General features: G+C 71.6%; 16 protein-coding genes. 11 read left to right on the forward strand and 5 right to left on the reverse strand.

The window, feature by feature from the left end:
- Positions 1–21: 21 nt before the first annotated feature.
- The 3 genes from ACF1B9_RS08625 to ACF1B9_RS08635 form a co-directional block, all read right to left on the reverse strand.
- On the reverse strand, positions 22–1722 hold the full coding sequence (locus tag ACF1B9_RS08625) for a SpoIIE family protein phosphatase (RefSeq protein ID WP_391741444.1): 1701 nt from the start codon (positions 1720–1722) through the stop codon (positions 22–24).
- Between the two features lie 238 nt (positions 1723–1960).
- Positions 1961–2233, reverse strand: coding sequence for a DUF1876 domain-containing protein (locus ACF1B9_RS08630; protein ID WP_351071777.1), 273 nt, complete (start codon positions 2231–2233; stop codon positions 1961–1963).
- A 94-nt stretch (positions 2234–2327) separates the two neighbouring features.
- Entirely contained in the window at positions 2328–3092 is a 765-nt protein-coding gene (locus tag ACF1B9_RS08635) for an alpha/beta hydrolase (protein ID WP_391741442.1), read from the reverse strand.
- A gap of 97 nt (positions 3093–3189) precedes the next feature.
- Between ACF1B9_RS08635 and ACF1B9_RS08640 the strand changes: the two genes are divergently transcribed.
- From ACF1B9_RS08640 to ACF1B9_RS08650, 3 genes are all read left to right on the forward strand, one after another.
- Entirely contained in the window at positions 3190–3675 is a 486-nt protein-coding gene (locus ACF1B9_RS08640) for a peroxiredoxin family protein (protein ID WP_391741440.1), read from the forward strand.
- Positions 3676–3795: 120 nt separating this feature from the next.
- Positions 3796–4305 (forward strand): hypothetical protein, encoded by a 510-nt coding sequence (locus ACF1B9_RS08645; protein WP_376278345.1) that lies wholly within the window; start codon positions 3796–3798, stop codon positions 4303–4305.
- Positions 4306–4374: 69 nt separating this feature from the next.
- A complete protein-coding gene (locus ACF1B9_RS08650; RefSeq protein WP_391741439.1) occupies positions 4375–5823 on the forward strand; it encodes a flotillin family protein in 1449 nt (482 codons plus the stop codon).
- A 67-nt stretch (positions 5824–5890) separates the two neighbouring features.
- Here the strand turns inward: ACF1B9_RS08650 and ACF1B9_RS08655 are convergent, their stop codons facing one another.
- Positions 5891–6286, reverse strand: a complete 396-nt coding sequence (locus ACF1B9_RS08655; protein ID WP_391741438.1) for a nitroreductase/quinone reductase family protein — start codon at positions 6284–6286, stop codon at positions 5891–5893.
- A 607-nt stretch (positions 6287–6893) separates the two neighbouring features.
- On the opposite strand from ACF1B9_RS08655, the gene ACF1B9_RS08660 reads away from it, so the two are divergent.
- The 6 genes from ACF1B9_RS08660 (at position 6894) to ACF1B9_RS08685 (ending at position 12963) form a co-directional block, all read left to right on the forward strand.
- Complete coding sequence (locus tag ACF1B9_RS08660; protein WP_391741436.1) at positions 6894–7343, forward strand: helix-turn-helix domain-containing protein; 450 nt, start codon at positions 6894–6896, stop codon at positions 7341–7343.
- A 22-nt stretch (positions 7344–7365) separates the two neighbouring features.
- On the forward strand, positions 7366–7740 hold the full coding sequence (locus tag ACF1B9_RS08665) for a hypothetical protein (RefSeq protein WP_391741434.1): 375 nt from the start codon (positions 7366–7368) through the stop codon (positions 7738–7740).
- A 340-nt stretch (positions 7741–8080) separates the two neighbouring features.
- Positions 8081–10234 (forward strand): FG-GAP repeat domain-containing protein, encoded by a 2154-nt coding sequence (locus tag ACF1B9_RS08670; RefSeq protein ID WP_391741433.1) that lies wholly within the window; start codon positions 8081–8083, stop codon positions 10232–10234.
- 346 nt (positions 10235–10580) lie between these two features.
- Entirely contained in the window at positions 10581–11051 is a 471-nt protein-coding gene (locus ACF1B9_RS08675; protein ID WP_351071796.1) for a TrkA C-terminal domain-containing protein, read from the forward strand.
- Positions 11052–11053: 2 nt separating this feature from the next.
- Positions 11054–12301, forward strand: coding sequence for a cation:proton antiporter (locus tag ACF1B9_RS08680; protein WP_391741431.1), 1248 nt, complete (start codon positions 11054–11056; stop codon positions 12299–12301).
- Between the two features lie 206 nt (positions 12302–12507).
- Positions 12508–12963 (forward strand): TerB family tellurite resistance protein, encoded by a 456-nt coding sequence (locus tag ACF1B9_RS08685; RefSeq protein WP_351071801.1) that lies wholly within the window; start codon positions 12508–12510, stop codon positions 12961–12963.
- 372 nt (positions 12964–13335) lie between these two features.
- On the opposite strand, the gene ACF1B9_RS08690 is transcribed toward ACF1B9_RS08685, so the two are convergent.
- Positions 13336–14406: a PucR family transcriptional regulator gene (locus ACF1B9_RS08690; RefSeq protein ID WP_391741429.1), complete on the reverse strand. Its 1071-nt coding sequence runs from the start codon at positions 14404–14406 to the stop codon at positions 13336–13338.
- A gap of 277 nt (positions 14407–14683) precedes the next feature.
- On the opposite strand from ACF1B9_RS08690, the gene ACF1B9_RS08695 reads away from it, so the two are divergent.
- Positions 14684–15412, forward strand: coding sequence for a hypothetical protein (locus tag ACF1B9_RS08695; protein ID WP_391741427.1), 729 nt, complete (start codon positions 14684–14686; stop codon positions 15410–15412).
- Between the two features lie 108 nt (positions 15413–15520).
- Entirely contained in the window at positions 15521–17680 is a 2160-nt protein-coding gene (locus tag ACF1B9_RS08700; RefSeq protein ID WP_391741426.1) for a flotillin family protein, read from the forward strand.
- Positions 17681–17851 lie beyond the last annotated feature (171 nt).

The following is a 17851-nucleotide window of genomic DNA, read 5'->3' on the forward strand; positions in this document are numbered from 1 at the left end:
GATGCCGGGCGGCGTCCCGGGTCAGGGGGTGGTGCGGGGCCGGGTGCGCGAGGCCAGTACGGCTATGTCGTCCTCCGCGCCCGGCCCGAACCGCCGAAGGACGTCGTCCAGCAGCTCGTCGAGGCTGCCGCCCGCGGGCAGGGTCAGCTCCCTGAGGCGGCCGACGGAGACGTCTATGTCCTCACCGCGCCGCTCCACCAGGCCGTCGGTGTACAGGAACAGCACCGTGCCCGGCCCGAACTCCACCGATGTCGTCCGGTACCCGCCGAACCCGGTGCCGAGCGGCGGTCCCACCGGCATCTCGTCGCACACCCTGGTTCCCGCCGCTCCCGGATCGATGAGCACCGGCGGCAGATGACCGGCGCTCGCCACCTCGCACGCCCCGCCGTCCCGGTCGACGACGGCCAGCAGACAGGTCGCCGCCCGGTCCAGTCCGGACCGTTCGACCACCCGGTCCAGCTGTTCCAGGATGCGGTGCGGCGGCAATTCGTCGTCGGCGAACATCCGCAGCAGCGAGCGGTAGTGGCTCATGGCGACCGCCGCCTCCACCCCGTGGCCCATCACATCGCCCATCGCCTTCAGATGCCGTCCGTCCCGCAGCGGGATCACGTCGAACCAGTCGCCGCCGACCATCACGCTCCGGTCGGCCGGCAGATAGCGGGTGGCGATCTCGATGTGCGGGTGCGGCGGGCGCGGCTCGGACAGCAGGGCGCGCTGCAGCTCAAGGGCGATGGTGTGCTCGTGGCCGAACCGGCGGGCGTGGTCGAGATCGACGGCGGCGCGGCCGGCGAGCTCCCGGGCGACCACCACGTCCTCGTCCGTGAAGACCGGTGAGTCCCCCGACCGGATCAGGCCGAGGATGCCGAGCGGACGGCTGCGCACGGTGAGGGGCACGATGACCGCCGAATGCATCCCGAGGGCGCGGTAGGCGGCGACCCGATCGGGAGCGGGGGCGGAACGCCTGAGCTGTTCGTCGGTGGTGTGGTTCTCCACGACCGGCTGGTTGGTCGCCAGACAGCGCTGTACGGCCGCGCCTTCCTGGTAGTCGATGTACTCACCGGCCAGCCCGAACGCCGGCAGCTCGGCGCGCAGCCCGGTCACCGCCGTCAGCGCCGCCCTGCGCAGCCGCAGCACACCGGCGGGCGCGGGACGTACCGGAGCGGCGATGTCGGGCGGGAACACCTCGACCGTGGCGAGGTCCGCCAGGCCCGGTACGACGAGGTCGACGAGTTCCGAGCAGGTGGTGTCCATGTCGAGCGTGGTGCCGATCCGGGTGGCCGCCATGTCGAGCAGGGTCAGGTGCCGCCGGGCCTGCGCCAGCTCCTCCCGTCCCCGGTCCGAGGTCAGGATCTCCAGCATGATCCCGGCCAGGCCCACGATCCGCCCGCCGACCTCAAGCCGGTGGTACACCCCGTGCCAGTACCGTCGGCCGGTGCCCGCCGCGGTGAATCCGCTGGAGGTGATCTCACGGGGTTTCCCGTCGGCGAGCACGGCCCGCATCATGTCCTCGCCCGCGTCGACCCCGGGGAGGACCTCGGAGACGGTGCGTCCGAGGTGTTCGGCGGCCGGAACCCCGTTGAGCCGTTCGAGGGCAGGGTTGACGTACAGATACCGCAGCCCCATGTCGAGGACACCCACCCCGGCCATGGTGTCCTCGACCAGAGCCACCAGGCTCGCCGGGTCGAACGGCACGGCGCCGTGGGCGTACGCATCGGCCTGCACGTCAACCTCCTGGGGCGGGGGCACGGGCCTCCCGCAGCCCGGCCTTCAATCGTCGGCCGCCCACCCGCGCCGCGCATCCGCAGCCGGGTCCCGCCGCCCCCTCGTCCGCCGGGCGGGCCCGGCCGCCCCTTCCGCGCGCCCGCGGCGCCTCCTGCGGGGAACGGACCGCACATGGCCGCCGGGCCCCGGACGTGTGAACGCCCGGAACTCCGGCGGTGGGGATTCCGGCAGTCGCGGCTCAGGTGAGCGGGTGCGATGTCCGGCCGGACGCCTCGTCTATCTCGTCGTGCGCCTTCGTCAGCATCTTCATCGCCAGCTCATTGAGCGCTCTGGCTCCCGCGATCTCCTCACCCACTCGCGGCTGATCCTTGTCGGAGGGGTGACGGCTCGCATACCCGTGGGCCCGCACCTCGTTCCCGTCCGGAAGCCGGACCAGGGCGGCCGCGCGGGTGCGGTGGGTGTCCTCCTCGAATTCCAGGTCCACATGCCACCCGACAGTTGTCTGCACCATGACGATCACCTCCCTACCAGGGTGCGCCCGTTCCCCCGCCCCTGCACCACGGCGCCACCCCCGGAAACGAGCGTGCCCCCGGCACCGCGAGCCGTCACGTTCTCCCGCGGTCCCCGGCCCCCGGCCGCCCGTGTCCGGACGGGGCGTGGTCCCGGCGGCCGAGACCGAGCCGGTCCAGGTCGAGGGTCCCGTCCGTCGCCGGGGCGGCCAGGGGCAGGCGGAGCGCCGTCGTGACCGCGCCGGGCAGCGGGCCCAGACCCAGCAGACCGGTGACGACACATGCCGTCAGCTCGTGCCAGGCACCGGCGCGTCGCAGCATCGCGTGGTCGCTGCCCCGGATCGCGATCAGACAGGCGTGGGCACCGGCCCGGCGGGCGCGGACCGTGAAGGACTGGGACTCCCGGGGACTCGTGACCCGGTCGCGGGTGCTGTGCAGCAGAACGACATCGCGGCCGGCGAGCTGGGTGACCGGATCGTCGGCCGGGCACCACGGGGCGAGGCCCACCACGCCGCGTACCAGCGGATGGCCGGCGGCGCGCAGGGCGGCACGGGCACCCATCGAGTGGCCGACCAGTACCACCGGGATCTCACCGGCCTCGCGGCGCAGGGCGTCGAGCGCGCGTACGGCGTCGTGGTACGGGTCCTCGCGGGGGCCGTTCCAGCCGCGGTGGGTATAGCGGGCGGGGCGCACGAGGACGTCCGCCGCGCCGTCGCCCGTGGCCCCGGCGAGGGCCCGCCTGAAGGGACGCATCCGCGCGGCGGGCAGGTTCAGCGGGCCGGGCGGGGGCGGGCCCAGGCCCGTCTCACGGCCGCCGTGCAGCAGGAGCACGGCGGCGGAGGGTGGTCGTCGGTCTGGCATGGGTACCTCCTGGTGCGGGGGCCGGTCCCGTGACGAGCATGCTGTACGGAGCACCACCCGGAACACTTCCGCAGCACCGAACCTCGGAGGAACCGACATGGGATCGTCACCGCACATCGGCCGGACCGCACCGGACTTCACGCTGCCGGGCGGCGCGCTCACCGGCGAGACGTTCGAGCGCCGCGACTACACCCTCTCCGCGGCACAGGGGCGCGCCGTGGTCCTCGCGTTCTACCCGGGCGACAACACGGCCGTGTGCACCAAGCAGCTCTGCTCGTACTCCTCGGGCATGGAGACCTTCGACGAACTCGACGCGGAGGTCTGGGGAATCAGTCCACAGGGCGTGGACAGTCATGAGTCCTTCGCCCGCGCCCACGGACTGCGGATGCCGCTGCTCGCGGACGCCGGACGGGAGACCGCCCGCGCGTACGGCGTCGCGGCGCCCGGGATCGGGGTGCGCCGCGCGGTCTTCCTCATCGGACCGGACGGCGTACTGCGCTGGAAGCATGTGGCGCTCCTCGGGGCCACGTTCCAGTCCCTGGACACGTTGGCCGAACGACTGTCCGGCATCAAAACCGCATAAAGATTGCCGGAACCCGGCAGTGTCCGTTGCCGGGCGCGTGTGGGAGCATGCAGCAAGTTCGACGGAAATGTTCGGGGGAGACATGCGCGGGGGATTCCGGAGACCGGGGAAGGTGATCACGTGACGTTGTTTCTCGGTCTCGGAATCGCGGGAATCGTCCTGCTCGCCCTGTCCCTGATCTTCGACGGGATCCTCGAAGGCCTTTTCGGAGGCGTACTGGACGGCCTCTTCGACGGCCTCCTGTCCCTCCCCGTCATCGCCGGATTCCTCTCCATGCTCGGCTTCGGCGGCGCGATCGTGCTCGGCACCACCGGCGCGGGGACGGTCGTCGCCACCGCGGCCGGAGTGCTGGCGGGGATCGTCGCGGCCTGGCTGACCTGGAAGTTCAGCAAGGCCCTGATGAGGGACCAGACCAGCACCACACCGCGCGGCGAGGATCTCGTCGGCACGTCCGGGTCGGTCGTCACGGCCATCCCGGCCGACGGCTACGGCGAGGTCCTCCTGCGGCTCGCGGGCCAGCCCGTGAAGCTGGCGGCGAAGAGCCCGGTTCCGGTCGCACGCGGGACCGAGATCTGGGTGGAGGCGGCGCTGTCGACCACCTCGGTCGCGGTGCGCCCCGTCGAGCACTGAGCACCGTCAGCCGTTACACCGTCCGAAAACAAGCTGCCGTCCCCGCAGGGAGGCAGGGGGGACACCCTTATGAGCCCAGTCGTGACCGCAGTCGTCGGAGTCGTCGTACTCCTGGTCCTGCTCGCCCTCGTCGTCATCACCCGCTACAAGGTCGCCGGGCCCAGCGAGGCGTTCATCATCACCGGACGCCGCGGCAAGAAGTCGACCGACCCGGTGACCGGCCGTACCAGCATCGACAACAGCGGCCAGAAGGTCGTCGTCGGCGGCGGCGTCTTCGTCGTCCCGTTCGTCCAGCAGAAGTTCACCCTGGACCTGTCCAGCCGGCACATCCCGGTGGCCGTGCGCGGAGCCGTCACCCTGCGGGGTGTGAAGTCCAACCTCGAAGGCGTCGCGATCGTCAAGGTCGGCGGCAGCGAGGAAGCGATCCGGGCCGCCGCCCAGCGATTCCTCCAGCAGCAGGACGGCATCGTCGGCTTCACCCAGGAAGTGCTCTCCGGCGCCCTGCGCGCCATCGTCGGCCGGATGTCGGTCGAGGACATCATCCGCGACCGCGCGGCGTTCGCCGGTCAGGTCGCGGAGGAGGCCGAGGCCAGCCTCTCCGGCCAGGGCCTGATCCTGGACGCCTTCCAGATCCAGGACATCACCACCGAGGGCTCCTACCTCGAAGACCTCGGCCGCCCCGAGGCCGCCCGCGCCAAGCAGGAGGCGGACATCGCCGAGGCGATCGCCAAGCGCGCCTCCGAGCAGGCCCGGCTCAAGGCGGCCGAGGAGATCGCCATCGCCGAGCGGACCTTCTACCTCAAGCAGGCCGAGATCAAGGCCGAGACGGAAGCCGCCGCGGCCAAGGCCAACGCGGCGGGCCCGCTCGCCGAGGCCGCCCGCCAGCAGGAAGTTCTGGAGGAGCAGGAGAAGGTCGCCCAGCGGCAGGCCGCACTGACCGACCGCGAGCTCGACACCAAGGTCCGCAAGCCCGCCGACGCCGCCCGCTACCAGGCCGAGCAGGAAGCCGAGGCCCGCCGGATCGCCCAGGTCAAGGAGGCCGAGGCGGACGCCGAGCGCTCCCGGCTGACCGGTCAGGGCGAGAAGCTGCACCGTTCGGCACTCGCCGACGCCGTACGCATCGAGGGCGAGGCGGAGGCCGCGGCCATCGCGGCCAAGGGCGCCGCCGAGGCCGAGGCCATGCAGAAGAAGGCGGACGCGTTCGACCGCTACGGCGACGCGGCCGTGCTCCAGATGCTGGTCGAGGTGCTGCCGCAGGTCGTCGCCAAGGCGTCCGAACCGCTGAGCGCCATCGACAAGATGACCGTGATCTCGACGGACGGCGCGAGCCGGCTGTCGCGTACCGTCACGGACAACGTCGCGCAGGGCATGGAACTCCTCAGCTCCGCCACGGGGGTCGACCTCGCCGCCCTGCTGAAGAACCTCAAGGGCTCCGGCGCCACGGCGGAGGTCCCGGCCCAGCCGGCGACCGCCGCCCCGGCCGGCGACCAGAACGGCAAGATCGAGATCACCGACTGATCCGGCACGCCGACGCCCCTACGTGCCCGGGTGGTCCCACACCACCCGGGCACACCCATGTCCGGACTCAGTCCGCGAGATCCACCCGCACGGTCAGCAGGTCCGTCCCCAGCGCCCGCACCGCGGCGCTGTTGTACCGCGGCAGCTTCTTGAGCCGGGCACGGGCGTCGTCCTCGGGCAGGAGGTGGGCGGTACCGGTGTGCCACCGCCCCTTGATCCTGACCCGGACCCGGGGGTCGGCCTGGATGTTGCGGATGTAGTGCGACTTCTCGCCGTACTCCGACACCAGCCAGAACTCCCGGCCCACGCGTCGGCCGCCCACCGGCGTGGGGCGCGGGAGGCCCGAGGTGCGGCCCGTCGTCTCCAGGAGGGTCTGCGACCGCAACCGCCGGGTGAGCGGGTTGGCGACATGCCGCTGGAACGCCGTGACCGCCCGGAACTTCAGATCCCGAAAGTCCGCCATCGCGTGCTCCTTGCGCCCGTAGCCGCCCATGGGCATCCCGGTCGATCCCTGACGACTGTGACCGCGAGCTTACGACCCTGTCGCCGCATCACGGAGGCTGCCGGAAGCGGGCGTGGCGGCCTGCCCGAAGCGGCTTTTCTCAGGGCGACTTGACCAGCCCCGGAAAGCCGACCGCGAGCCACGGGGGCGAGCGAAGCGGGAACGTTCCCCGCGAGGGCTGAGCCGAGCGCACTGACCGACCTTGCGAACGGTAGGCGGACCAAGCATCTGCGGTGCTCCGATCCGACCCAGCAAGGGACTCGCCGACGCAGCGGGGCCACCCCTCACCCTGACACAGAAAGCCGAGCAGTGCCGCGGCGAGACATCCGTCGGCTCCCTGCTCAAGCTCGCCCACGCACCGAACACGGACACATCCGTGGTCCTGCCGCCACCCACATATCCAGTCCGAGGGCCTCGCCAAGCCGGTGAGCAGCAGCACCGGGAAGCAGAGCCAGCCACTCCCACACAGGGCAAGGCGGGACGCATTCTCCCCGGTTGCCCACGCCGGACCATCCGGTTACAGTTATTGCAGATACATTCACCGGCGGGTCAGCGATGGGAGGCGGCCATGGCTCGTTCCAGCGTTCTTGCCCATGCCGAGAAGGTCGAACCGGATCCGTCGCACCAGTGCGCGCTCGCCGCGACTGCTCGGATGGCGCCGGAGTCGGTCGAGGTGTTGGTGCGCACCCCGGATGGCGGCGAACTGATACTGCCGGGGGAACTGGTCCGCATCCTTCTGGCCTCGGCCGGTGAGCTGTCCCGCGGACATGCAGTTACGGTACTGGCGTCCGAGGTGCAGTTGTCGCCCGCTGAGACCGCTGAACTCCTGGGCCTGTCCCGGCCGTTCGTCTCCCGCTTGCTCGATGTCGGCGACATCCCCTCGACGAACCTGCCTGGCAGCAGCCACCGAGTGGTCCGCCTTGCGGACGTACTGGCGTTCCAGCAGCGGCGCGAGCGCCGCAGGGAGGGGCGGCGTCAGATCGCGGATGCCTTGGAGGGCGTCGAACCGCCCTATTGATTGCGGGTGTCATCGGCAGCCAGTGAAGGAGAAGAGGGGGAGCGTGGCAGCGCGGGTCTTTGTGGACCCCAACGTCTTGTTTCCGTTCTCGGTGATGGACGTGATGCCGGCCCTCACTGAGGACTCCGTCCACGAGATCGTGTGGTCCGAACGGCTGCTCGCGGAGTGGGAGCGGGTCATCGTCCGGGAGGGCAGGCGCTCGGCAGCGGTGGCTGCCGCGGTCGCCCAAGCCGTCCGACGTTTCTTCGCCGACTGTGAGATCGAGGCAACGGCCTACAGGCATCTTGTGGACGAAATGCCGGGTGATGACCCCGACGACCGGCACGCGCGCGGGTTGTCGAGGTGTCGGCCGTATTCGACACAGGATTCGCCGAGTTGGACCGCCTCGGCCCGGTAGCCGAGATCGACGCACTGCACGGCCGGCCCCCGCAGTGCGGTCGCCGATAGCTGCAGATCACCGGCCTCAGCTGCGAGGCGGAACGCGTGCGCACCGCCGCCACCTCACCGTGGCCGACGCGGACAGCTCCTGGAGGGGCGATCCCGGTCCGGCGGGTGATGCTGTCCATGTCGGGCCGGCCGAGACCCTGCCGGTGCTGCGCGCGCCGACCGAATCCCTCTGAGCAGGGGGAGGGAAACCCCGAACGGGCCGATCTTGGCTGATATACGCTGCGCCTGATTTGATCGAACAGTTCGGCGAATCCGCGCCGCCGGATACGCCTGCCCGGGGGGGCATTCCCATGACTTCGCACTCCCGCGTGGTGCTCGGCATCGCGCTCACTCCCATCCTCGCTCTGGCGGCCGCGGCCCCGGCCGCCGCCCACCCCACCGCCACGGTCGCGGCCGCCGGCGCCACCGCCACGGCCGCCGTCGAGACGCGTGTGCCGGGCCCGTGGGGCACCCGCACCCTGCACGCCCCGAGCCCCGACCCCGCCTCCGCCTCGGGCGGGCTGTACGCCCTGGAGTCGGCCGGGGACGGCGCCCTCGTCTCCCTCACCGGCGACGGGCTCTCCCGTTCCACCCGGATCCGGCCCGCCGGCAGCACCCGTTGGCTCGCCCCGCAGACCTGGCCGGACGCCGGCGGGTACAACACCGAGCTCGTCTCGCTCAACGACGGCTCGGTGCGCCTGGTCTGGCGGGCCAAGCGCGCCGACGACCACAACGACTACTGGCTGAAGGTGGCCACCCTCGCGCCCGGCGCGACCGCCTTCTCCGAGCCCGAGTACGTCGCCGCGGTCCCCGAGAAGGGCTACCACCATCTGGCGGCGGCCCCCCATGGCCGGCTGGTCGCCCTGTGGTCGGTCTCCGGCGTGGTGAAGGCCGCCGAGAAGACCGGCCCGCAGGCCGCGTGGACCGCTCCGGCCGACCTCGACGAGCAGCCGCCGTCCGGCAGCCGGGACATTTCCGCCATGGACCTGGCGGTGGCCAAGGACGGCACCGCCCTGCTGGTGTGGCAGTGGCAGGCGAGCAAGGCCGTCGTCGCCCTGGAGAAGGCCCCCGGCGCGTCCGCCTGGACCGCGGTCAAGGGCTTCCCGGTCCCGGGCGTGGACCTGGCGCGCCCGAAGGTGTTCGCCGATCCACGGGGCGGCTTCGACGTGTTCTACGACGACACCGCGCACCTCATGCACACGCGCCGGCCCGTCGGCGCCACGCAGTGGAGCACCCCGCGGTCCGCCGCCGGCTCCGGCAGCACGTACGGGATGACGGCACCCGTCCACCTGCCCAACGGCGACCTCTTCGTCGCCGGCGGGCCCGGCTACTCGACCGGCCCCTGGTACGCGGTGCGCTCGGCGGCCACCGGCGCCTGGCAGCCGTACACGCAGCGCTTCTCCACGCACAAGAAGGTGCGCGCGGTCGACGCGGCCGCCACCTCGGGCGGCACGGTCACGGTGACGTGGCGGGAGGGCTACTCGGGCGAGGAGTACACGATGGCCGCCGTCTTCAAAGGCGGCACCTGGTCCGCCCCGCGGCGGCTGAGCGCGACGAGTGCCCGGTCCACCGGGGCGCCCCAGGTGGCCCCCGATGCGCTCGGCCGACCCGTCGTGCTGTGGGACGAGTACAAGCTGACCAAGACGAACAGCATCGTCCTGGACGGCGTCCACCAGGCCACCACCACCAGCCGCGCGCTGCCCAAGTGGCGTGACCACACGGACGACGGCAAGTCCGACCTGTTCGGCCGGAACAGCACCGGGCTGAAGGTGTACGCGGGCGACGCGACGAAGCTGTCCGCGGGGCAGCGCGCGAGCAGCTGGCCGACGGGCACGCTCGTGCTGCCGTTCGGCGACCTCGACGGCGACCGCTGCAACGACGTGTTCGTCCGCTACCCGAAGGGCGAGGCCCGCGTCTACCCGACGATCTGCGGCGGGCTGCCCGACCAGCAGTCGTTCCACGTCAAGGTCTCCTCGGACTGGAGCGGGTACGACGCGGTCGTCTCGCTCGGCGACGTGACGGGCGACGGCCGGGCCGACCTGCTGGCCCGGTCCGCCTCGACCGGGAAGCTGTACGTGTACGCGAACAACGGCGCGGGCGGCTTCAAGGCCCGCTCGCTCGCCGCGTCCGGTATCGGCGGCTACAAGAGGCTGATCGCCGCCGGGGACCTCGACGGTGACGGCAAGAACGACCTGCTGGCCCTCGACGCGTCGAACGAACTGTGGCGGTTCCGAGGAACCGGCGCCGGCACCTTCAAGCCCCGGTCGTTGGTCTTCAAGGACTGGGGCACCTCCTACAAGGACGTGGTCGGCGGGCTCGACCTGTCCGGGGACGGCCGGGCCGACCTGGTCTCTCTCGACAAGAACGGCCGCGCCTGGCTGAACCGGGGCAACGGTCACGGCGGCTTCGCCAGTCGGTCGCAGATCGGCAAGGCCACGAACTGGTCGGACATCCGCATCTCCTGACGGTGCGGATCCGGGGGCCGGCTTCGCGTCGGGTTTCCGGTTCCGGCGGGCCCGGCCGGTCCACCTCACCCCGGAAGGGACAGGTGGACCGGCCGGGCCCGTTCCACGTACGCCGCCACAGCCACCGCGTCCACGGCGGCCGGGTCAGGCACCCGCAGCCGCACCGCGACGCCCGGCCGAGCAGGGCGCCAAAGCGGTCTCAGCGGTCGGAGGGCATGACGCACGCCGGATGCGAACCCGGCAGCCCCGCGCCCCGGAGGCGGCGGGATCCTCCGGATAGGGTAATGGGCATCTAAAGAGATCACCAAGTGCGTCGCCGCGCCGCCGCACCCCTCGGGAGGACGTCATGGGAACCCACCGCACCACGCTGCCCGGAGTCGGTGTGCAGTACGACTACACGACCGAGTCGGGACAGCACATCTCCGTCGTCGTCCACCACGACGGGCGGCGGTTCATCGGCTTCTACGACCAGGACGACCCTGATTCGTGCCGCCTCTCGGTACCCCTGACACCGCAGGAGGCCACCGGCCTCGCGCACCTCATCGACTCCGCGCCCATCGACGCGGTACGCACCGAGGGCATCGATCTCGTCACCGAGCACATACCGCTCGGAACCCGCTCCCCCTACGGCGGGCGGCTGCTCGGCGACACGAAGGCGCGGACGCGGACGGGGGCCTCGATCGTGGCCGTGCTGCGGACGCACAGTGCGCATCCGTCTCCCGGGCCGGACTTCCGGCTGGCCATCGGGGACACGCTCGTCGTCGTGGGTACGAGGGAGGGCGTCGACGCGCTCTCCGAGATCATTTCGGAGGGCTGACCGTGCACGACACGACCGCGCTGCTGGTGGAGCTCGGCTCCGTCATTCTGGGACTCGGCATCATCGGGCGCTTCGCCGGGCGGATAGGGCTCTCGCCGATCCCGCTGTACCTGCTGGCGGGACTCGCCTTCGGGCAGGGCGGGCTGCTGCCGCTGGGGGCCAGTGAGGAATTCACCGCCGTCGGCGCCGAGATCGGCGTCATCCTCCTGCTGCTCCTGCTCGGCCTCGAATACAGCGCCTCGGAGCTGGTGACCAGTCTCAAGACGCAATACCCCTCCGGGGCCGTGGACTTCGTGCTCAACGCGACCCCCGGAGCGGTGGCGGCGCTGCTGCTCGGCTGGGGGCCCGTGGGGGCCGTGGCGCTGGCCGGCGTCACCTGGATCTCGTCGTCCGGGGTGATCGCGAAGGTGCTCACCGATCTGGGACGGCTGGGAAACCGGGAGACACCCGTCATCCTGGGCGTGCTGGTCATCGAGGACCTGTCGATGGCCGTGTATCTGCCGCTGCTCACCGCGATGCTCGCGGGAGTGGGGCTCGCCGGCGGCAGCATCGCGCTGCTCATCGCGCTCGGTACCGTCGGGTTCGTGCTCTATCTGGCGCTGCGGCACGGACGGCTGATCAGCCGGGCCGTGTCCTCCGACAATCCGGAGATGCTGCTCCTGGTCGTACTCGGCCTGACCGTCCTGGTGGCCGGTGTGGCACAGGAGTTGCAGGTGTCCGCGGCCGTCGGGGCGTTCCTGGTCGGCATCGCGCTGTCGGGCGAGGTCGCCGAGGGGGCGCGCAAGCTGCTGACCCCGCTGCGGGATCTGTTCGCCGCCGTCTTCTTCGTGTTCTTCGGACTCTCCACCGACCCCTCCGCGATTCCTCCGGTGCTGCTTCCGGCGGCGCTGCTGGCGATCGTCACCGTCTTCACCAAGATCGGCACCGGCTGGTACGCGGCCCGGCGGGCCGGGATCGGTTCGCGCGGACGGTGGCGGGCCGGCGGAACGCTCGTCGCCCGCGGTGAGTTCTCCATCGTCATCGCCGGCCTGGCCGTGGCGACCGAGCCCCGTATCGGGCCCATCGCCACCGCGTACGTCCTCATCCTCGTCATCGTCGGACCGCTCACCGCCCGCTGGACCCAGCCGGTCGTGGCCCGGATCCAGACGTGGCGCGGCCGGGACGGCGGGGACACCACGGGCAGCGCCCGGCTTCCCACGGCCCGGCCGGCGCCCGCCGCGCAGGAGGAGTTCGCCTCGTCCGCCGACTGAGGCCGGACGAAGCGATCGGGACGACGTTCCAGCCCGAGGCCCGGACAGCGCACGGGGCCCGGACGGCGCACGGGCCCACCGCGCCCGCGGCATCGCACTCACCACCGTTTCCGGACACGGCGGGCACCCGCCCTGCTAATTTCTACACGTCTGTAGAGTTGGATTTCGTTCCGGCAACACAACGCAACGCAACGTATGGAGACGACATGGCACTGTGGGATCGGATCAAGGAATCCGCTTCGTCGATGCAGTCGCAGCTGGAAGCGAAGAAGAACGACCTGAAGAGCGGTGCGTTCCGCGATGCGAGCATGGCGATGTGCGCCCTGGTCGCCGCCGCCGACGGTTCCATCGATCCGTCCGAACGCCAGCGTGTCGCCTCGCTGATCGCCACCAACGAGGTTCTCCAGAACTTCCCGGCGGACGATCTCCAGCGCCGCTTCAACGAGTATGTGAACAAGCTCACCGCAGACTTCGCCTTCGGCAAGGTCAGCGTGCTCCAGGAGATCGGCAAGGCGAAGAAGAAGCCCGCCGAGGCGCGTGCCGTCATCCAGATCGGCATCGTCATCGGCGGCGCCGACGGCGACTTCGACAAGACGGAGCAGGCCGTCGTGCGGGAGGCGTGCTTCGCACTCGACCTTCCGCCGCACGAGTTCGACCTGTAGGACCTCTCGTTCGGATCACGCCGGGCTCGCGTGCCCCGGTGGCCGATCCCGGCTGATCCGGACGAAAGACCCGAGGTACCCCGCGCGGAGCGGCCTCCCGGCCCGCCCTCCGTACCGCCGGAGCGTCCGCGGACCGACCGACCACCGGTCCGCGCCCGGCAGGCCGGGGGTGCGCCGGGGTCACGGTCCTCACCGTCGATCCCCCACTGACCGCGCAGGCCCCCGGACGGACCGCCCCCGCCACGGCCAGGGTGCGCCGGCCCGGCCCGTACCCGAGGTCGGGCCCCGCCGCCGCCACCCGTTGCGGACGTTGACGACCGGTCGGGCAGGACCCGGCGCCCGCACGGGGCCGCGCGGTCGGTGCGGGGCGGGTCACAGATCCTTGGACGGCCAGTCCAGCAGCCGGGCGCCGATGACCGCCGTCTGCAGGGTGTATCGGTGCATCGGATCGGACGGATCGGCACCCGTCAGCTGATGGATCCGCTCCAGCCGGTAGGTCAGCGCCCGCACGCTCAGCGACAGCCGCCGCGCCGTCTCGGCGGCCACACAGCCCGAGTCGAAGTAGACGGTGAGCGTCCGCAGCAGGGGTTCGGCGCCGCCGCGCGCCTGCTGGAGCGGGCCCAGTTGACTGCGCACCAGATCGGCCATCGCCTGCCGGTCACGGGTCAGCACCGGATAGACCAGCAGGTCGGCCGCGTACAGCACCGGATCGTCCAGATCCATCCGCTCCGCGAGATCGAGTGCGTCGAGCGCCTCGTCGTAGGACTGGACCACGCCGCCGGGGCCCCGGTGCGGGCGGCCGACGGCGACCCGGCCGCCGTCCGTCGCCGCGTGCGACTGCTTGGCGAAGTACCGCAGGACATCGGGCTGGCTGCCGGGAGCGATGCAGACCAGCCGCCCGTCCTTCGTCGTGATCAGGATCTTCCGGCCGCTGAACCGCGTGAGCAGCGCCGCCTCCACGGTGCGCGGTACGGAGTCCGTCTCGGTGTACGCCTGCGGGCCCGTCGCCACCGCGACCGCGTGGGCGCGCGAAAGGCGCAGCCCGAACCGGGTGGCCCGCTCGGCGAGCCGGCCCAAGTCGCTGCGCCCGTACAGCAGATCGTCGATGAACTCGCGGCGGGCCGCCTCCTCGCGCCGCACGGTGAGCCGCTGGGCCCGCTCGAAGCCCTCGGCGAAGGCGTCGACGGCCTGCTCGACCGCGGCCAGCACGGAGCCGGTGGACGCGTCATCGGCCGACGCGGCGCGCGGCCAGTCGGTGCGGGTCGCGGCGAGATGGAGGCCGACCAGGGCTCGCAGCTGGCATCCGGCCTCGGCGGCCTCCCGGCCCAGGACCCGGCGGGTGTCCAGCTCGTCCCGGGTCAGTCGGCGCCCGGTGGCGGCGACATCGGCCAGTATGCGGACGTAGTCCCCCAGATACTCGTCGGAAATCTCCGGCACCGCCACGCGTACTCCTCCACTCCTGAACCGACCTCGACACCCACCTCAACGCACACCGGCCGGTGCCGGTGCCCGGCATCGAGAGCGTACAAAGATTGCCGGATTCCGGCAGTGCCATGCCATGGCTTCGAATGACACGATCAGGTCAGCACCAACCGGGGGAACACGGGGGATACGGGGGAAGATCCGGCTGCTGCGGCGCCGCTGTCCGCGGGCCGCAGCACCGGAATCGCCACCGGAACCACCACCGCAACCGCCCCCGACGACAGGGAGGGGGTGGACGATGCGGGAGTTCCTGAGCGCGACAACCGCCTTCCCGGCCGTCCTGTTCGCCGCCGCGCTGGCCGTGGTCGTCTTCTTCTGGCTCCTCGTGCTGGCCGGTGCGGCCGATCACCATTCCTTCGACGGGGACCTCGACACCGGCATGGCCGGGATCGGCGGAGTGCCGGTCACCGTCTCGGTGTCCGTGATGGTCGTCGTCGGCTGGTTCACGAGCCTGGCCGGTACGGTCCTGCTGCACCGCAGCGGTGTCACCGGCCTCACCCGCGCCGGGCTGGCCTGTGCCGTGCTCGCCGGGGCGCTGCTGACCGCCTGGGCCGTGATGCGGATGCTGGTGCACTGGGTGCGCCGGCGGTTCCCGGACGAGCCCCCTCCGTCGCGGCAGGACTTCCTCGGCCGGGTCTGCACGATCCGTACCGGTTCCGTCAGTGCCGACTTCGGCCAGGCCGAGGTCGCCGCGGCCGACGGCTCCACCGCGATCGTCCAGGTGAGGCTGTTGCGTCCGACGGACGGCCCGGAGGCCACGGACGACGCGGACGACACGTGTGCCACGGACGACGCGGTTCTCGTCTCCGGCAGTGCGGGGCTTCTCTACGCGTACGACGACGAGGGCGAGTTCTTCTGGGTCTCGCCGTACGACAGGGCGCTGGACCCTGGACCGCCGAAACCACGCACGAGCCCGCGCCAGGACACCGGTCCCGCGTCACGCCGGACTCCGCGCCGCGCCGGCTGACCGACCTGCCCGTACCCGTCGCGGTCGCGGTCGCGTCCGACGACCGCCCGGCCGCCCGTCCGGGCCCCTCTTCCTCTCCACCTTCCTCACCAGCCGTCAAGGACTGCCATGGATGCCATCACCCTGGGCTTCGGTGTGCTCGTAGCCGTTGTCCTGCTCATCGCCGTCGCCCTGCTTCTCGTCATCAGCCGGCTCTTCCGCAAGGTGGAACAGGGCAAGGCACTGATCATCTCCAAGACCAAGAAGGTCGATGTCACCTTCACCGGGGCCGTCGTCCTGCCGGTGCTGCACAAGGCCGAGTACATGGACATCTCGGTGAAGACCATCGAGATCCGCCGCACCGGGCGCGAGGGCCTGATCTGCCAGGACAACATCCGCGCCGACATCCACATCAACTTCTTCGTACGCGTCAACAAGACCGTCGAGGACGTCATCAAGGTCGCTCAGTCCATCGGCACGGAGCGGGCCAGCGACAAGGTGGCGATCCAGGAGTTCTTCGCCGCGAAGTTCGCCGAGGCGCTCAAGACCGTCGGCAAGCAGCTGGACTTCGTCGATCTGTACACCAAGCGCGAGGAGTTCCGGGACCGGATCATCCGGGTCATCGGCACGGACCTGAACGGCTACCACCTCGACGACGCGGCGATCGACTTCCTGGAGCAGACGCCCATGGCGCAGCTCGACGGCGCCAACATCCTCGACGCCCAGGGCATCCGCAAGATCACCGAGCTGACGGCGATCGAGCACGTGCGCACCAACGAGTACCAGCGCACCGAGCAGAAGGAGATCACCCGGCAGAACGTCGACGCCCGCGAGACCATCCTGGAACTGGAGCGCCGGCAGGCCGAGGCCGAGATCAAGCAGCGCCGCGAGGTCGAGACGCTGCGGGCCCGCGAGGAGGCCGCGACCGCCAAGGTCCAGGAGGAGGAACGGCTGGGCGCCCAGGCCGCGTTCATCCGCACCGAGGAGCAGCTCGGCATCCAGCGCGAGAACCAGGCGCGGGAGATCGCCGTCGCACAGAAGAACCGCGAGCGGGTCATCGCCGTGGAGAACGAGCGCATCGAGAAGGACCGGCTGATCGAGGTCATCGGGCGCGAGCGGCAGACCGAACTCGACCGGATCGCCGCGACGAAGGAGGTCGAGGCCGAGCGCCGCGAGGTCGCCGATGTGATCCGGGAGCGGATCGCCGTGGACCGCACGGTCGCCGAGCAGGAGGAGTCCATCAAGACCCTGCGGGCCGTCGAGGAGTCGGAGCGCACCCGCAAGTCGGTCATCATCGCCGCCGAGGCGGAGGCCCAGGAGAAGCTGGTCAAGGACATCAAGGCCGCGGAGGCGGCGGAGGCGGCGGCCGGCCACCTGGCGGCCGAGCAGCTGACGCTCGCCGAGGCCCGGCTGAAGACGGCGGACCTGGACGCCCAGGCGAAGCTGCGGCTGGCCGAGGGCATCCAGGCGGAGTCCGCGGCACCGGGCCTCGCGGAGGTCCAGGTGCGCGACGCGGAGGCCGACGTCATCGAGAAGACCGGTCTCGCCGAGGCCGAGGCCGCGTCCGCCCGGCTCAAGGCCGAGGCGGAGGGGGCCAGGCTCAAGGCGCTGGCCACCGCGGAGGGCACCCAGGCCCAGGCGACCGCCGACGCGGCGATGATCGGCGAGAAGCTGAAGGCCGAGGCCGCGGGCCTCACCGAGAAGGCCGCCGCGATGGCGGCGCTGGACGACGCCTCGCGCGGTCACGAGGAGTACCGGCTGCGGCTCGCCGCGGAGAAGGAGATCCGGCTGGCCGGGCTCGATGTGCAGCGGCAGGTCGCCGAGTCGCAGGCGACGGTGCTGGCCACGGGGCTGGAGAACGCCGACATCGACATCGTCGGCGGGGAGTCGGTCTTCTTCGACCGCCTCGTCTCGTCCATCTCGATGGGCAAGAGCTTCGACGGCTTCGTGGAGAACTCGGACACGGCGAAGGCGCTCGCGGGTCCGTGGCTGAACGGCACCTCGTCGTTCACGGACGATCTGACGCGGGTGCTGGGCTCGGTGTCGACGGGGGACGTGCAGAACCTCACCGTGTCGGCGCTGCTGATGCGGATGATGCGGACGCCGGGCGCGGGGCTCGCGCCGGGGCAGGCGCAGAAGCTGCTGACGACGGTCCAGGAACTGGGCCTGGCCGACGTGCCGGTGTCCGCGGTGACCGGGGCGGCCGGCGGCACCGCGGTGAGCGGTCCGACGGCCACGGCGGGTGACTCGGACGTACCCGCCGCACGGAACGGGTCGCCGGTCGCGTAGGGCCTCTCGTTCGGATCACGCCGGGCTCGGGTCCTGATCCGGCCTGATCCGAACGAAGGACCCCAGCGGCATCCGGGGCCGGGCGGCAGGGCCCGGCCCCGGGCGACCCCCGGGCCCGTCCGGTGACCGCTCCCCGTCCCCAGCACCGGGCGGGCCCGCACCACCCGCACC

The organism is Streptomyces sp. NPDC014727 (assembly GCF_043083485.1).
GTDB lineage: Bacteria > Actinomycetota > Actinomycetes > Streptomycetales > Streptomycetaceae > Streptomyces.

Coding starts and splice junctions, on each gene's coding strand:
- ACF1B9_RS08630 (WP_351071777.1), bottom strand. CDS start 2,233: ATGGTGCAGACAACTGTCGGGTGGCATGTGGACCTGGAATTCGAGGAG.
- ACF1B9_RS08635 (WP_391741442.1), bottom strand. CDS start 3,092: ATGCCAGACCGACGACCACCCTCCGCCGCCGTGCTCCTGCTGCACGGC.
- ACF1B9_RS08640 (WP_391741440.1), top strand. CDS start 3,190: ATGGGATCGTCACCGCACATCGGCCGGACCGCACCGGACTTCACGCTG.
- ACF1B9_RS08650 (WP_391741439.1), top strand. CDS start 4,375: ATGAGCCCAGTCGTGACCGCAGTCGTCGGAGTCGTCGTACTCCTGGTC.
- ACF1B9_RS08655 (WP_391741438.1), bottom strand. CDS start 6,286: ATGGCGGACTTTCGGGATCTGAAGTTCCGGGCGGTCACGGCGTTCCAG.
- ACF1B9_RS08660 (WP_391741436.1), top strand. CDS start 6,894: ATGGCTCGTTCCAGCGTTCTTGCCCATGCCGAGAAGGTCGAACCGGAT.
- ACF1B9_RS08670 (WP_391741433.1), top strand. CDS start 8,081: ATGACTTCGCACTCCCGCGTGGTGCTCGGCATCGCGCTCACTCCCATC.
- ACF1B9_RS08675 (WP_351071796.1), top strand. CDS start 10,581: ATGGGAACCCACCGCACCACGCTGCCCGGAGTCGGTGTGCAGTACGAC.
- ACF1B9_RS08685 (WP_351071801.1), top strand. CDS start 12,508: ATGGCACTGTGGGATCGGATCAAGGAATCCGCTTCGTCGATGCAGTCG.
- ACF1B9_RS08695 (WP_391741427.1), top strand. CDS start 14,684: ATGCGGGAGTTCCTGAGCGCGACAACCGCCTTCCCGGCCGTCCTGTTC.
- ACF1B9_RS08700 (WP_391741426.1), top strand. CDS start 15,521: ATGGATGCCATCACCCTGGGCTTCGGTGTGCTCGTAGCCGTTGTCCTG.